Raw genomic sequence first — 15,459 nt, 5'->3', positions numbered from 1 at the left:
GACAACATCAGGATAACAGACTACAAGAGGTTGATAAGATAAAAAGCAACTCTTTTAACAAGAAGTTATCCTTGCTATCAACAGCCTATTATCATCAACAATAAAGATTTTAAATTAAAAAATAAAAAGGAATATATATATGTTCGATGTAGATATCTCCAAAGGTTATGTGGATATGCCTGTTCCCGAAGGTGTAGATCTGGTAGCCGAAATCGAAAGGATGAAACGAGAGAAGAATGCTGTTGTATTGGCCCACTATTACCAGTCGGGCGATATACAGGATATTGCCGACTATGTAGGCGACTCGTTGGCCCTGGCCCAATGGGCTGCCAAAACCGATGCTTCGATTCTGGTGCTTTGCGGAGTACACTTCATGGGCGAGACGGCCAAGATTATCTGTCCCGACAAAAAGGTACTCATCCCCGATGTGAATGCCGGATGTTCCCTGGCCGACAGCTGTCCCGCCGACCGTTTTGCCGAGTTTGTGAAACAACATCCCGGTTACAAGGTGATATCGTATGTAAACACTTCGGCAGCCGTAAAGGCACACACCGATGTAGTGGTGACCTCGTCGAACGCCAAACAGATTGTAGAGAGTTTCCCGGCCGATGAAAAGATTATTTTCGGTCCCGACAAGAATTTGGGTAACTATATCAACAGCGTAACGGGTCGTCACATGTTGTTGTGGGACGGTGCCTGCCATGTACACTCGCAGTTCTCGCTCGAGAAGATTGTAGCCTTGAAAAAGCAGTACCCCGATGCCTTGTTGCTGGCTCATCCCGAGTGCAAACGCGAGATATTGATTATTGCCGACAAGGTGGGTTCGACGGCAGCTTTGCTGCGCTTTGCTACCCAATCGTCGTGCAAGCGGTTTATTGTAGCCACCGAGTCGGGTATCTTGCATGAGATGAAAAAAAGCAATCCCGACAAGGAGTTTATTCCTGCTCCTCCCGACGACGCAAGTAGTTGCGGTTGCAGCGAGTGTAACTTCATGCGATTGAATACGATGAAAAAGTTGTACAATACCCTCAAGTATGAGCTACCCGAAATCGTAGTCGATGAAGCCATAGCCCGGGAGGCTATCAAACCCATACGACGCATGCTCGACATATCGGCTTCGTTGGGAATTTAAGAGAAAAGAGTAATACAAAATTTTACCTATCATATTGTTCATCATGGAATATAATTTCAAAGAAATAGAGAAAAAGTGGCAGAAGTACTGGAAAGAGAACCACATTTACCAAGTCACAGAAAATAAGGACAAACCCAAATACTATGTATTGGATATGTTCCCCTACCCTTCGGGTGCCGGTTTGCACGTAGGTCACCCGCTGGGATATATTGCATCTGACATCTATTCTCGCTACAAGCGTTTGAAAGGTTTCAATGTGCTCCATCCCATGGGATACGATGCCTATGGACTTCCGGCCGAACAGTATGCCATACAGACGGGACAACACCCGGCCATCACGACCGAGAAGAATATAAACCGTTACCGCGAACAGTTGGACAAGATAGGTTTCTGCTACGACTGGAGCCGCGAGATAAGCACTTGTGATCCCAAGTATTACAAGTGGACCCAGTGGGCCTTTATCCAGATGTTCAACAGCTACTACGACAACGACAGGCAACAAGCCCGTTCGATAGAAGAACTGGTAAAACATTTCGAGACAAAAGGTACCGAAGGGCTGAATGTGGCTTGCAGCGAAGAGCTCTCTTTTACGGCCGACGAATGGAAGGCCAAAACCGAAAAAGAGCAGCAGGAGACGTTGATGAATTATCGCATCGCTTATCTGGGCGACACGATGGTGAACTGGTGTCCCAAACTGGGTACCGTGCTGGCTAACGACGAGGTGAGCGAGGGAGTATCGATACGAGGCGGATATCCCGTGGAACAGAAGGTGATGCGCCAATGGTGCCTGCGGGTATCGGCTTATGCCCAACAGTTGCTCGATGGTCTCGATAAAATCGATTGGACCGATTCGCTCAAGGAGACGCAGAAGAACTGGATAGGACGTTCGGAGGGAGCCGAGATGCAATTCAAGGTGGTCGGTTCGGATGTCGAATTTACTATATTCACTACTCGTGCCGATACGGTCTTCGGGGTAACTTTTATGGTACTGGCTCCCGAAAGCGAATATGTGAAAAAGGTAGTGACTCCCGAACAGAAAGAGGCTGTCTATAAATACCTCGAGAGTATCAAACACCGCACCGAGCGCGAGCGTCTCATGGACCGTAGCGTAACGGGTGTCTTTACCGGAGCCTATGCCATCAATCCATTGAACAACAAACACATTCCCATCTATGTAAGTGACTATGTACTGGCCGGTTACGGTACGGGAGCCATCATGGCCGTTCCTGCACACGACAGTCGCGACTATGCCTTTGCCAAACATTTCGACCTGCCTATCATTCCGTTGATCGAGGGTTGTGATGTATCGGAAGAGAGTTTCGATGCCAAGGAGGGCAAGATGATCAATTCGTGTGGCAACGGTCTTGATCTGAACGGCATGGAGGTGAAAGACGCCATTGCCGCTACCAAGAAATTTATCAAGGAGAAGGGCATTGGTAGGGTGAAGGTGAACTATCGTTTGCGCGATGCCATCTTCAGTCGTCAGCGTTATTGGGGTGAACCCTTCCCGGTCTATTACAAAGAGGGTATGCCCTATATGCTCGATGAAAGCAAATTGCCTTTGAAACTCCCCGAGGTGGACAAATTCCTGCCTACCGAGAGCGGTGAACCCCCGTTGGGACGTGCCAAAAACTGGGAGACCGAAGACCACTATCCGCTGGAGTTGTGTACGATGCCTGGTTTTGCCGGTTCGTCGGCCTACTATCTGCGTTACATGGATCCTCACAACGACAAGGCGTTGGTATCGAAAGAGAACAACGAGTACTGGCGCAATGTCGATCTCTACATAGGAGGTACCGAACACGCTACGGGGCACCTTATTTACAGTCGTTTCTGGAACAAGTTCCTGTTCGACAAAGGGGTAGTTTGTGAGGACGAGCCTTTCAAGAAACTGATCAACCAGGGTATGATACAGGGACGCTCCAACTTTGTGTATCGTATCAAAGATACCAACACGTTTGTATCGCTCAACAAGAAGAAAGACTACGATACCACACCCATCCACGTCGATGTAAATATCGTGAGCAACGACGTGCTCGATATCGAGGCCTTCAAGAAATGGCGTCCCGAGTTTGCCACGGCCGAATTTGTTTTGGAAGACGACGGTAGATATATATGCGGCTGGGCCGTGGAGAAGATGTCGAAGTCGATGTTTAACGTGGTAAATCCCGACGATATCGTTGAGAAATATGGTGCCGATACGTTGCGTCTGTATGAAATGTTCCTGGGTCCCATCGAGCAGAGCAAACCGTGGGATACCAACGGTATAGACGGTGTGCACCGTTTCTTGAAAAAACTTTGGAATCTCTTCTACCAGGGCGACAAGCTGGCCGTTCAGGATGTTGAGCCTACGAAAGAGGAGTTGAAGTCGGTACACAAACTCATCAAGAAGATATCGTGGGACGTAGAGAACTTCTCGTACAATACCTCGATAAGTGCCTTCATGATTTGTGTAAACGAGTTGACCGCCCTCAAATCGCGCAACAAACAGATGCTCGAGAAGATTGTCGTGCTGTTGGCACCCTTTGCTCCGCACATCAGCGAAGAGCTGTGGCACGAGTTGGGTCACGAACAGACGGTGTGCGACGCCCAATGGCCCGAGTGGAACGAGGATTATCTGAAAGAGGATGTGGTAACGTATGCCATTTCGTTCAACGGTAAGACCCGTTTCAGTCTCGAAATCAAGGCAGGTACTTCGCGTGAAGAGATCGAGCAGTTGGTACTCAACCATGAGTCGTCGGCCCGATGGCTCGAGGGAAAGACACCCAAAAAGATTATCGTGGTACCCAACAAGATTGTGAATGTAGTTATTTGAAAAAAATCATATCCATGTTCGTGAACCGAGTAGCGGACATGGATATTTTTAATCATAACCCCGAAATAATAAGGAAGAGTAAATAGTTTAGAAACAGAAAAAAGAGTAATATGCGATTGCCTTTTAACAGTATATTGTATGTCGTAAAAGACTATATGGTCATCATATTCGGTTTGTTGTTGTATGCGTTGGGGTGGGTAGGATTCTTGTTGCCCAACGAGATAACGACCGGCGGTGTGACCGGTATAGCGGCCTTAATCTATTATGGAACGAAGATACCGGTATCGGCATCTTATTTTACTATCAACGTAGTGTTGTTGTTGGCTGCCATCAAGATACTGGGGCTTAAGTTCTTTGTGCGTACCATTTTCAGTGTATTTATGTGTTCGTTCTTCCTGGGTATATTGCCCGAGTTCATACCCGGTTCCCTGGTAGAAGAGCAGCCCTTCATGTCGGCCATCATCGGTGGTATCATGTGTGGTGTGGGTGTGGGATTGGTATTTGTATCGAACGGTAGTACGGGAGGTACCGATATCATTGCCGCCATCGTCAACAAGTACAAAAACATATCGTTTGCCAAGATGATGATGTATATCGACTTCTTGATTATTGCCAGCTCGTATGTACTGTTTCACAGCATAGAGAAGATGATCTTCGGTTATGTGGTGATGGGTGTGATGAGCTATACGATGGATATGGTCATCAATGGTAAGCGTCAGTCGGTACAGATCTTGATTTTGTCCGACAAGTATGAAGAGATAGCTACGCATGTCAACCAGGACATACACCGGGGAGTAACCGTAATCGAGGGTATGGGATGGTATTCCAAACAACCCAAGAAGGTGCTGATGATTCTGGCCAAGCGTAACGAATCGGTAAAGATATTCCGCCTTATTAAATCGATAGACCCCAAAGCCTTCATATCGCAATCGAATGTTGTGGGAGTCTATGGTGAGGGTTTTGACAAGATAAAGACTTGATTTAAGGATGGTTTTTGAAAAAGGTCGAAATCGACAAACTATGATTTTTATCACAGATAAGTATCTAAAATAAAAAGGGATATTTATCGTTATACATAAATAGGGGAGGGCAGTTGAATTTTTGTTTGCATGGAAATTTGGCTGCACTCTTGTTTTTACAAAAAAATGGATGAATGCTATGAAACTGGTTTTTGCCACGAATAATAAGCATAAGTTGGAGGAGATATCGGCTATTGTAGGTGACAAGATAGAGATACTCAGTTTGAACGATATCGATTGTCACGACGAGATACCCGAGACGGCCGATACCTTTGAGGGTAATGCCTTGCAAAAGGCCCGTTACATCAAAGAGAAGTATGGTTACGATTGTTTTGCCGACGATACGGGGTTGTGTGTTGTGGCTCTGAACGGCGCCCCCGGCGTCTATTCGGCCCGATATGCGGACGAGCCGGCCAACTCGGAGCGGAATATCGACAAGTTGCTCTCCAATCTGGATAGACGATTAGACCGTAGAGCCAGTTTCATCACCTGCATCGCCTTGATCCTTGACGGTAAGGAGCATATTTTCTATGGCGAGATAGAGGGCAGAATCACAGACGAACGTCGGGGAGAGTCGGGCTTTGGATACGATTCGGTATTCATCCCCGAGGGATACGACGAGACCTTTGCCCAAATGGGAGAGGAGCAGAAAAACAGGATAAGTCATCGGGCTCGGGCCGTGAAAAAGTTGTCGGAGTTTTTAAACACATTATAATCGATTTCATATGTCAAAGAGAATATCGGCTTTAATAGCCATTGTCGCACTGTCGCTCACGTTCTTGACGCGAGCACAACTGGCTGTGGGCGATTGGCAAATCTACTCATCATTGGGCGATCCCGTAAAAGTGATAGATACCCAGGACCGGGTCTATTACATATCGGGTATTTCGCTCTTTTGCTTCGATAAGGAGACCGAAGAGATAGAGGCCTACAACAAAAACAACAAGCTCAACGATATAGAGGTGTCGGGCATCTATTACAACTACGACAAGAATTATCTGGTGGTAGTGTATGCCAACTCGAATGTGGATCTTCTCTATGACAACGGGAAAGTGTATAACATACCCGATATCAAGAATGCGATTATGACTACCTCGAAGACCATCAACGATGTAAAATTCTATGACAACCGCATCTATATGGCTACCGACTTTGGCATCGTTGTGCTCAACGATGAAAAGTATGAGGTGAGCGAGTCGTATAACTATGGAAAGAAAATCACGAAAGTGGGTGCCTGCAACAAGTATTGGTTCCTGGTAACGGGAGAATCGATTTACTACATAGAAAAGGACGCCGTTAAATACAACCTGTCGAACTGGACCGTACTCGATACGGTCGATGGCGTCATATATGAGTTGTTGCCATTCAACGATAAGTATCTGTTTTACAGTAAGGGAGGCATACTTCATTTCTATGATCTGCAACAGAGTGGATTGCCTTTGTTGGGCACATTGAACCTGGGTGTGATACATGTCGATAAATACTACGATAGCTTTGTTTTGAGAGGCTTTGTGTATGTGGCTTTCTGTAAACCCGATATTGTGGACGGGAAGATACAGTATAACAATATTTTCAATTTCCAGAATACATCGGAATATCTGGTGAATGTGGAGACCTCGTCGTATGAAAAAGATCAGTCGATATGGGCCTTGGGAGAATCGGGGTTGTGCCATTTCAAGATGGAAAAAGGAGCTGTAACGATGCTCAAGGAGCCGTTCATGCCCAATGTGTTGAATGTGTCGGACCCCTGGAATCTGCTTATCCATGACAACAAGTTGTATGTCAGCAATACGGGACCTCGCCGGGGTATCGAGGATGAGTATGTGAAGACCCGCATAAGTGTGCTGGACCAGAACAGCTGGACTATTCTCGATTTAGGCGAAGTGCCTTTGGTCAATTACCATCATTCGGCTATACTGTATTCGAGCTACAATATGGCTTTTGACCCCAACGATCCCAATACTTTTTTCATAGGTACTTGGTTTGAAGGGATGTATAAGTTTACCGATAACAAGTGTGTAGGTCATTACACCACCGAAAATTCTCCGTTTACAAAGTATCTGGATTGGGTAATCAGTGTGCCCTCCATCGCTTTTGACGGAGAAGGTAATCTGTGGGTCACCCATTTGGGTGATGTGGGTGTGAGCATGTTGCCCAAATCGAAATTGTCGAAGAGTACCGACGAGCTTACCGTAGCCGACTGGTATCAGTTCAAGTATCCCGATATCGCCAATAACAAGTATGCCAAGATACTCATACCCAAGCACTCCAAATACAAGTGGGTGGTTTATGGCAATTGGCCCGGCCATATCTTTGCCTTCGATGACAAGGGAACCTACAACACGACGGCCGACGATAGAACCAAGAAAATGGTTTCGTTTACCGATCAGGACAACAGTACTTTTACGCCCAATTACTACAATTGTATCGCCGAGGATAACAACGGCCAGTTGTGGATAGGAACTTCGTCGGGGCCCATTGTGGTAACCAATCCCAACAACGTGTTCAACGACAACTTCCGCTGTACACGAATAAAGATTGCCCGAAACGACGGTACCAACAATGCCGACTATCTGTTGCAGAATATCAACATTACCGACATCTTTGTCGATGGTGCCAATCGCAAGTGGATAGGTACGCAGGAGTCGGGATTGTATGTGGTGAGTGCCGACGGGTCGGAGGTGCTGCAACACTTCACGGCCGAAAACAGTAAATTGCCTTCGGACTATGTGACCGAGGTAGTGGTCGATCCGGTAACGGGTGTGGCTTATGTAGGCACCACCAGCGGTTTGGCTGCCTATCGGTCTGATGCCGTTCAGGCATCTGAAGACTACAGCAGCGTGTATGCTTTTCCCAATCCGGTACGCCCCGACTACGAAGGGTGGATATCGGTCACGGGATTGATGGACAACAGCCTGGTGAAGATTACCGACACGGCCGGGAACCTCTTTTTCGAGGGTTATTCCAACGGTGGTCAAATTTCGTGGGACGGTCGCGACCGCAATGGTAATCGGGTAAAGACCGGTGTCTATCTGGTATTCGCTTCGTCGAGTGCCACGGGGAAGCAATCGGGAGTAGTCACCAAGATATTGGTGGTCAATTAAACGAGAGGGGGTAGGAGTCATGCATCCGCTGCATCTGTTTGAATATTGTCCGCGATGCGGGTCGCACCGTTTTGTTGAGAACGATGCTTCGTCGAAGCGTTGTGAAGATTGTGGCTTTGTCTATTATCTCAATCCCAAGGCTTCGGTAGCCGCCTTTGTCATGGACCGGCAGTCGCGGTTGCTGGTTTGTCGCCGGGCTTTTGAGCCGTCGAAAGGTATGCTCGATCTGCCCGGAGGGTTTACCGAGTGTGGCGAGACGGCCGAGGAGGCTGTCGTGCGGGAGCTCTCGGAAGAGATTGGTTGGAAACCCAGCCGGATGCAGTATTTATATTCCTATCCCAACGTGTATCGCTATTCGGGATTCGACGTGCACACGATGGATCTCTTTTTCCTTTGCCGAAGCGATGAGGCATTTGATCATCTGGCGGCACACGACGACGTGGAGTCGTGTTTCTGGCTGTCGCGCGATGAGATTCGCCCCGAAGAGTTTGCCTTTCAGTCCATACGCAGGGCTGTTACACGCCTGCTTCAAGACGACAGTTATTGGCAACTTGCAGATTAGAAAAGGTTGGGAAACCACTCTTTCAAGTAGTTGACACCGATAACTACCAGATAGTAACGCGAGAATTTTCCGGCCATCATCGAGAGTAGTGTCCCTATGGGGTTGGCTCGCAGCAGACCCAGGGCCACGATTATGATGTCGCCGATAACGGGTATGAAGACAAAGAACCCGAAGAGAGAACCTTTCCCTTTGAGAAAGTGCTGCATCTTGGACAGTTTCTCCTCTGATATTTTCAAGTAGGTGTGAATCCATTCTGATTTACCCAGATAACCTATGTAGTAGCAGGTGACCCCACCCAGCCAGTTGCCCAGTGTAGCCGATATCACACAGCCCCAAGGGTCGTATCCGGCCATCAGCAGCAGACCCAAAACCACTTCGGAGCTGAAAGGAAGAATACTGCCGGCCAGAAAGGCGGCGGTGAAGAGTCCCAGATACCCCCATTCGCTTAAGCTGGCAATAAATTCCATATGAACAGTGCGATGTAAAGGACGAGTATGAGGTAAAACGAAATCACTACCGGTTTGCGCCCGCCGTTGTTGGTAAAGAAGAAGGCCGCCTGCATGGCTACCGCCGCATTGAGCAGGGGCAGGTAATAGAGATAATTGTGGTAATCGAGCAGGAGCAGGATGGCTGCATAGATCGACAGCAGGTTTATGAAGCCGTTATAGGCCCGTATTTGGCGTTTCTCGTTGAAAGTGGTATAGAGCATTGTCGTACCCGAGAAAAGGCCCAGGAGAGCCGTTAAAACGATAATCCAGAATTGAGGATTTTCGTAGGGCAGTGTCTGGGGCAGGACCAGGCTGAAACGGGGCAACAACATTTTGAGTTGCTCCAAGGGAATGAGGTCGATTCCCACGGCTATCCAGAAGGGGGTGATGAACCCGATGAGGGCTCCCAAAAGCGACTTTACCGACAGGTATCTTATCTGGAAGAAACCTATGAGAAACAGGGGTACGAAGTAGGCGAACCGGGTGCAGAAGAGGGTGCACAGAGCCAGAGCTCCGAAAATGAGGAAAGCCGGTTGGGCCTTTTCCAATTGATAGGATTGAAAAAAGATCATGAACAGCAACAGCATCACCACGGCCGTGATATTGCCGTTACCCAATAGCGTGAGTGACGGGGTGGCGAGCTCGAAGAGCAGGAAGAAGATAAACGGCAGCAGGGTGTGTTTCTGGATGAGGGAGAAGCGGTTGTTGATGCGCAACAACAGTATTCCGCCCAGGAGTATGAGCAGACTGTTGACGAGCTGGTTGAGCAGGGTAGGGGGCAGCCACCCTCCGGCTTCGGGCAGGAGTAGTCCCCCCTGAGGATCGATGGGTGCGGCAATGCCTGCCCGACCGGCAAAATAGACACCGGCCAGGTAGAGAATAATCCACCAGACCGATGTAGTTTTACCGCTTATGAACAGTTTCAGATTCATCGTTTCAGAGATCGGCACCGATATCGGAACGGAAATATTTACCCTCAAACGAAACTGTCTTTGCACTCTTGAACGAGTTGGCCAGGGCCTCTTCCTTGGTAGCACCATAGGAGCTGAGGGCAATGACGCGTCCGCCGTTGGTTACGATTTTACCATCTTTGAAAGCCGTGCCGGCATGGAAGGGGATACTGTCGGTAACCCGGTCGAGACCGGTGATTTCCTTGCCCTTCTCGTAGTGTCCGGGATAGCCGCCCGATACCAGCATGACGGTAACGGCGCAGCGGGGATCCTCGACAAGTTCCTTTTTACGCAGGTTGCCTTGAGCTACCCCTTCGAGCAGTTCGACCAGATCGGACTGGATGCGCAGCATCACCACCTCGGTTTCGGGGTCGCCCATGCGCACGTTGTACTCGATTACCATGGGTTCGCCGCCCACGTTGATGAGTCCCAGGAAGATGAATCCCTTGTAGGTGATCTTCTCCTCCTTTAATCCCTCGATGGTGGGTTTTACGATGCGCTCTTCGACCTTCTTCATGAAGGCAGCGTCGGCAAAGGGTACGGGCGAAACGGCACCCATGCCGCCCGTGTTGAGGCCGGTGTCGCCTTCGCCTATGCGTTTATAGTCTTTGGCTACGGGCAGTATGCGGTAGTCGTTGCCGTCGGTGAGTACGAATACCGAGCACTCGATACCCGAGAGGAACTCTTCGATAACGACCGTCTTGCTGGCATTGCCAAACATGCCGTCGAGCATCTGTTTCAACTCCTCCTTGGCCTCTTGCAGGTTGTCGATGATGAGCACGCCTTTGCCGGCTGCCAGGCCGTCGGCCTTGAGCACATAGGGGGCTTTGAGGCTGTCGAGGAAGGCGTATGCGGCGTCGAGGTTCTCGCGGGTGAAGCTCTGGTAACGAGCCGTGGGAATGTGGTGACGCATCATGAAGCCCTTGGCAAACTCTTTGCTGCCCTCGAGGCGGGCACCCTCTTGCGAGGGACCTATGACGGGGATATGTTTCAGTTCGTCGTGCGAGACGAAGTAGTCGTATATGCCTTTTACCAGGGGGTCTTCGGGACCAACGACCACCATGTCGATGTGATTTTCGACAGCAAACCGGCCGAGCGAATCGAAGTCGGTTGCCGCAATATCCACGTTGGTTCCTATGGCGGCAGTCCCGGCATTACCGGGAGCGATGAAGAGGTGATCGGTTTTGGGGCTTTGTTTCAGTTTCCAGGCCAGGGCACATTCGCGTCCTCCCGAGCCTAACAGCAATATATTCATGATAGTCGTTTTTAGGTATTAATCTTGTTTATCGGTCTCTGGTTCTTGAGGTTTGTTAGCCTCGTCGTTGGGTTTGATCGAGGGTTGCTTGAAGGTGACGAACTTCTGGAAGGCTTCGTCGCCGTGCAGCCGTTTGGGTTTTTCGCCTTCGGCATTGAATCGGTCGCGGTGCTCAAAGGGACGTCCCTTGGGTTTGAAGCCCGGGCGGAAAGCAGGACGTTCGCCCTGTTCGTTTCGGTCTCTGCGTTCGTTCCAGTCTTTGCGTTCGGGACGTTCGTCACGACGGTTGCCGAAGCTTTTGCGCCGGTTGTAGGGCGAGCTTTCATGCGAGTCGTGGTGGCGTCGGGGCGAGTCGTAGCGTTGTTTGTCGAGATTGCGTCCTTCGCCTTTGAACTCCTTGTAGCGTCCGTCGAAGATTTCGTATTTGCGATATTCACACTCGAGCGCTCCGTTCATGAGGTCGATTTTCACCGAGGGTTTCAACCCTATCCGGTCGAAGCACTCCTTGTGGTAGCTGATGATCCAGGCGTCGTATCCCTTGAACACATGTTTCAACCGGTTGCCTATCGACTCGTAGAGGCCCAGCAGGTCGCTCGACGAGATGCGCTCGCCGTAGGGCGGGTTGGTGATGAGTATTCCCTCGGGCGAGGGAGCGGTTTCGTATCGCTGGATAGGCATGATTTTGAGATCGATGTATTTGGCTACACCGGCACTCTTGATATTCTGGGTGGCGATGTCGATGGCCCGGGGCGAAATGTCACTGCCGTATATGCGGTGGGTGAATTCACGCTCGTGGCTGTCGTCGTTGTAGAGGGTTTCGAAGAGCTCTTCGTCGAAATCTTTCCACCGCTCGAAGGCGAAGTTCTTGCGGAAGATACCGGGATAGGTGTTGGTGGCGATGAGGGCGGCTTCGATGAGTATGGTACCCGAGCCGCACATGGGGTCGATGAGGTCTTTCTCGCCGTGCCAGCCGGTCTTGAGTATCATGCCGGCGGCGAGTACCTCGTTGATGGGAGCTTCGGTTTGTCCCACCCGGTAGCCGCGTTTGTGGAGCGACTCGCCCGAGCTGTCGAGCGAGAGGGTGCAGCTCATGTGCGAGATGTGCAGGTTGAGCACGACTTCGGCTCCGTTGAGGCGCACCGACGGACGTTTGCCGCTCTTCTCCATGAAGTAGTCGGCGATGGCATCTTTGGCCCGGTAGGTGACAAATTTGGAGTGTTTGAAGCTGTCGGAGTAGGTGACCGAGTCGATCGAAAAGGTGGTCTCGGGTGTGAGCAGGGTCTCCCAGGGGAAGGCCTTCATCTTTTCATAGACTTCGTCGGGGTCCGAGGCTTCGAACTTATAGATAGGTTTGAGTATTCTCAGAGCGGTTCGGCAGGCCAGGTTGGCTTTGTAGAGCAAGGTTTTGTCTCCCGTGAAAGAGACCATCCGGCGACCCATTTTTACGTTTTCGCCACCCAGTTGTTTTATCTCTTCGGCCAGGACATCTTCGAGGCCCTGGAAGGTTTTGGCTACGATTTCAAATTTTTCGGTGTTCACGACGCGTGTGTATTGTAGGTTTTTTACTGTTTTGCTTTGGCTTGTACAAGGCGTTCGCCGGGGGCTACATTCTCGGTTACCCAGATGTTACCGCCTATGACGGCCCCCTTGCCGATGGTAATGCGCCCCAGTATGGTAGCGTTGGAGTAGATGATTACATCGTCTTCGATGATGGGGTGGCGGGCGATTCCCTTGATGGGGTTGTTGTTCTCGTCGAGGGGGAAGCTGCGGGCACCCAGCGTGACACCCTGGTAGAGTTTCACCCGGTTGCCTATGATCGAGGTGGCTCCAATGACTACGCCGGTGCCGTGGTCGATGGCAAAGTATTCGCCTATGGTGGCGGCGGGGTGTATGTCGATACCTGTCTCGGAGTGGGCCATCTCGGTGATGATGCGGGGAATGAGGGGCACGCCCAGCGAGAGCAGTTTGTGGGCGATGCGATAGTTGCAGATGGCCCGTATGGCGGGATAGCACAAGATAACCTCGGCTTTGCTCTGTGCAGCGGGGTCGCCGTTGTACATGGCGGTGACGTCGGTCGAGAGTATGCGCCGCATTTCGGGCAGATAGGATATGAAATCGACCGCCTTCTGTTCGGCCAGCTCTTCGATGATTTTGGGATCGGTATGTACGAGCGGGTCGTTGGATGCAAACAGAAGCCCGGCCGTGATTTGCTGCACGAGCAGGTCAAACAGTTTCTCGGTGTTGATACCGGTGTGGTAGAGCAGGTTCTTGTCGCTCACGTCGGGAGAGCCGTAGAACCCGGGGAAGATGAGCGAGCGACAGAGGGCGATGAGCTCTTGCAGTTGTTTTCCCGAAGGGAGCATCTCTCCCTTGCAACTCTGGTGGTGCAACTCTTCGAGCGAAAGGAAATCGGATAGTTTCTTGACCGTCTCTTTCAGATTTTCGGCATATTTGTAGCTGCTCATGTGAATGTTAACTATTTGATGGAGCCAAGATAGTGCTGCTTTTCTGTCACGATTGCACAAGAGGTGTGGTAGGGCGGATGGGCAGCCTATTTTGTATTTAGGGGCAAAGATAAGAAATATAGCCGATAATGAACTCTTTAAGGAGTAATTCTTATGATTCTTTGAGGATAAGTATCGACTCGGGGCCCATGTTCATCAGGAGGTCGAGTATGCTCAGGTCGGGCAGGAATCCGTATTTGGGGGCAAATACCTGATAGTAGGGCTTGAGGTGCATCGAGGGTATGGTTTCGGCGATATTCCGTTTGGGGTGGATGGCTTCGCGCAGGTCGGTTTCGCCGGGAGCGGGTTGGGCATACCGGGTGGTATATTCCACGTGCGGGGCGATGCCGATGAGATCGCAGAGGATCTGCCGAATCGCTTCGTTGAAGTCGAGCAGAAAGGTGTATCGCTTCTCGAAGAAGGGTCGTATATCGTCCTGGTAGTACTCGAAGAAGGGCGACGAGCCATAGGCCGAGGCAATGGCGTTCCAGTGCAGGTGGCGCCACTCCCCGTGGTCGGAGATGCGTATGTCGCGGGTGGGGCACTTGAGGGTATCGGGCTTGACCACAGGCACCGAGAGCGACAGGATTCCGTTGGCACCGGCAATGTGGCAGCGGTTGCGGTAGGTCTGTTTGGTGTAGTTGCACCACTGCTCGACGACTACGCGGTCGTAGGCGAGCATCGCCATGTAGTAGGATACCGGAGCGAAGTAGGCAGTAGAGAGATAGACTGTGGTCATAGCGGTTTCTTGAAAAAACGGTCGGTGCGGAACGATTGCCAGAATGGTTTTTGCGGGTCTCTCGAGTAGCCTATCCACAGCCCTCTACCGATAAGCAGGGAGTGGGGCAGGGGGCCGAAGGTGCGAGAGTCGGCCAGGCCGGCCCGGTTGTCGCCGATGACCCAGTAGTAGTCTTGCGAGAGCCGGCAGCGGGTCACTTCGCGGTTGTTCTCATAGATTTTCCCGTTGCGGCAGGTGACAGGCAGGTTCTCGTATTGGGTGAGGAGTCGGGCCAGCCACTCGGCGTTCTGGGGGGTGACCTGTATCGATTTTCCCCGGGAGGGGAGTTCTATCTCGTAGCTGTCGCGATTGAGGAATACCGGGTAGAGCAGCGAGTCGGGTGCCAATTCGTGGCGCACCTTCTCGTAGGCGTAGCGCGAGAGGAAGAGCAGCCGGTTGTCGCCCACTTTTCCTTGCTCGACAAAGGTTGCTCCGTCGTGTCGCAGGATGCGGTTGACGGTGTTTTTCATCGAGTCGGGCGAGAGGTAGGCCTCGAGAATGAGGGGTGGCTGTGCCACGGCCCGTCGGTTGATATACAGTCGGTTGCCGGTGCTGCGGATGGTGTCGCCGGGTAGCCCGATGCAGCGGGCCATGGCCACCTCGGTAACGGACGATTGGGTTTGGTAAAGCGAGGGCAAGGCAAAGACCAGCAGGTCGCGATGGGCCGGGGTGCGGTTGCCCCAGCGGAACGACCACTTATCGACCCACAGGCGGTCGCCCGGCAAGAGGCTGTTCTCCATCTGTCCGGGGGCTACGCAGTAGGGTTCGGCCACGAAAAAGCGAATGGACCACACCACCGCGATAATGACGATTACCGTGATGAGAATCGTGCGTATGGTCTCTCTTTTCATC

At 50.8% G+C, this 15,459-nt stretch carries 13 protein-coding genes; 6 read left to right on the top strand and 7 right to left on the bottom strand.

The genetic code is table 11. The features are described 5' to 3' along the window. Window positions 1–139: 139 nt before the first annotated feature. From nadA to B5G10_RS02465, 6 genes are all read left to right on the top strand, one after another. Window positions 140–1,132: a quinolinate synthase NadA gene (gene nadA / locus B5G10_RS02490; protein ID WP_087423195.1), complete on the top strand. Its 993-nt coding sequence runs from the start codon at window positions 140–142 to the stop codon at window positions 1,130–1,132. Window positions 1,133–1,175: 43 nt separating this feature from the next. Continuing rightward, window positions 1,176–3,947 carry a leucine--tRNA ligase gene (gene leuS, locus B5G10_RS02485; protein WP_087423339.1) on the top strand — a complete coding sequence of 924 codons (2,772 nt, stop codon included), beginning with the start codon at window positions 1,176–1,178 and terminating at the stop codon, window positions 3,945–3,947. Window positions 3,948–4,057: 110 nt separating this feature from the next. After that, the gene (locus tag B5G10_RS02480) at window positions 4,058–4,927 is read left to right on the top strand and encodes a YitT family protein (RefSeq protein WP_087423194.1); all 870 of its coding nucleotides are present in this window, start codon (window positions 4,058–4,060) and stop codon (window positions 4,925–4,927) included. Between the two features lie 178 nt (window positions 4,928–5,105). After that, window positions 5,106–5,681 (top strand): non-canonical purine NTP diphosphatase, encoded by a 576-nt coding sequence (locus B5G10_RS02475; protein ID WP_087423338.1) that lies wholly within the window; start codon window positions 5,106–5,108, stop codon window positions 5,679–5,681. A 10-nt stretch (window positions 5,682–5,691) separates the two neighbouring features. Further along, window positions 5,692–8,070, top strand: coding sequence for a two-component regulator propeller domain-containing protein (locus B5G10_RS02470; protein WP_087423193.1), 2,379 nt, complete (start codon window positions 5,692–5,694; stop codon window positions 8,068–8,070). A gap of 19 nt (window positions 8,071–8,089) precedes the next feature. Further along, entirely contained in the window at window positions 8,090–8,632 is a 543-nt protein-coding gene (locus B5G10_RS02465) for an NUDIX domain-containing protein (RefSeq protein WP_087423192.1), read from the top strand. On the opposite strand, the gene B5G10_RS02460 is transcribed toward B5G10_RS02465, so the two are convergent. The 7 genes from B5G10_RS02460 to lepB all read right to left on the bottom strand — a co-directional run bounded on the left by B5G10_RS02460 (window position 8,629) and on the right by lepB (window position 15,458). After that, window positions 8,629–9,099 carry a DedA family protein gene (locus B5G10_RS02460; protein ID WP_087423191.1) on the bottom strand — a complete coding sequence of 157 codons (471 nt, stop codon included), beginning with the start codon at window positions 9,097–9,099 and terminating at the stop codon, window positions 8,629–8,631. The genes B5G10_RS02465 and B5G10_RS02460 overlap by 4 nt on opposite strands. Next, on the bottom strand, window positions 9,078–10,052 hold the full coding sequence (locus B5G10_RS02455; protein ID WP_087423190.1) for a hypothetical protein: 975 nt from the start codon (window positions 10,050–10,052) through the stop codon (window positions 9,078–9,080). The genes B5G10_RS02460 and B5G10_RS02455 overlap by 22 nt, the downstream gene beginning before the upstream one ends. 4 nt (window positions 10,053–10,056) lie before the next feature. After that, entirely contained in the window at window positions 10,057–11,325 is a 1,269-nt protein-coding gene (gene purD, locus B5G10_RS02450; RefSeq protein WP_087423189.1) for a phosphoribosylamine--glycine ligase, read from the bottom strand. 18 nt (window positions 11,326–11,343) lie between these two features. Then, window positions 11,344–12,864: a THUMP domain-containing protein gene (locus B5G10_RS02445; protein WP_087423188.1), complete on the bottom strand. Its 1,521-nt coding sequence runs from the start codon at window positions 12,862–12,864 to the stop codon at window positions 11,344–11,346. Window positions 12,865–12,887: 23 nt separating this feature from the next. Continuing rightward, window positions 12,888–13,790 (bottom strand): serine O-acetyltransferase EpsC, encoded by a 903-nt coding sequence (gene epsC, locus B5G10_RS02440; RefSeq protein WP_087423187.1) that lies wholly within the window; start codon window positions 13,788–13,790, stop codon window positions 12,888–12,890. 151 nt (window positions 13,791–13,941) lie between these two features. After that, window positions 13,942–14,568, bottom strand: coding sequence for a WbqC family protein (locus B5G10_RS02435; RefSeq protein ID WP_087423186.1), 627 nt, complete (start codon window positions 14,566–14,568; stop codon window positions 13,942–13,944). Next, the gene (gene lepB, locus B5G10_RS02430; RefSeq protein ID WP_087423185.1) at window positions 14,565–15,458 is read right to left on the bottom strand and encodes a signal peptidase I; all 894 of its coding nucleotides are present in this window, start codon (window positions 15,456–15,458) and stop codon (window positions 14,565–14,567) included. The genes B5G10_RS02435 and lepB overlap by 4 nt, the downstream gene beginning before the upstream one ends. Window position 15,459: the final 1 nt, after the last annotated feature.

It is taken from the genome of Barnesiella sp. An55 (assembly GCF_002161555.1).
Lineage (GTDB): Bacteria > Bacteroidota > Bacteroidia > Bacteroidales > Barnesiellaceae > Barnesiella > Barnesiella merdipullorum.
This window is presented reverse-complemented; position numbering and strand designations above follow the sequence as displayed.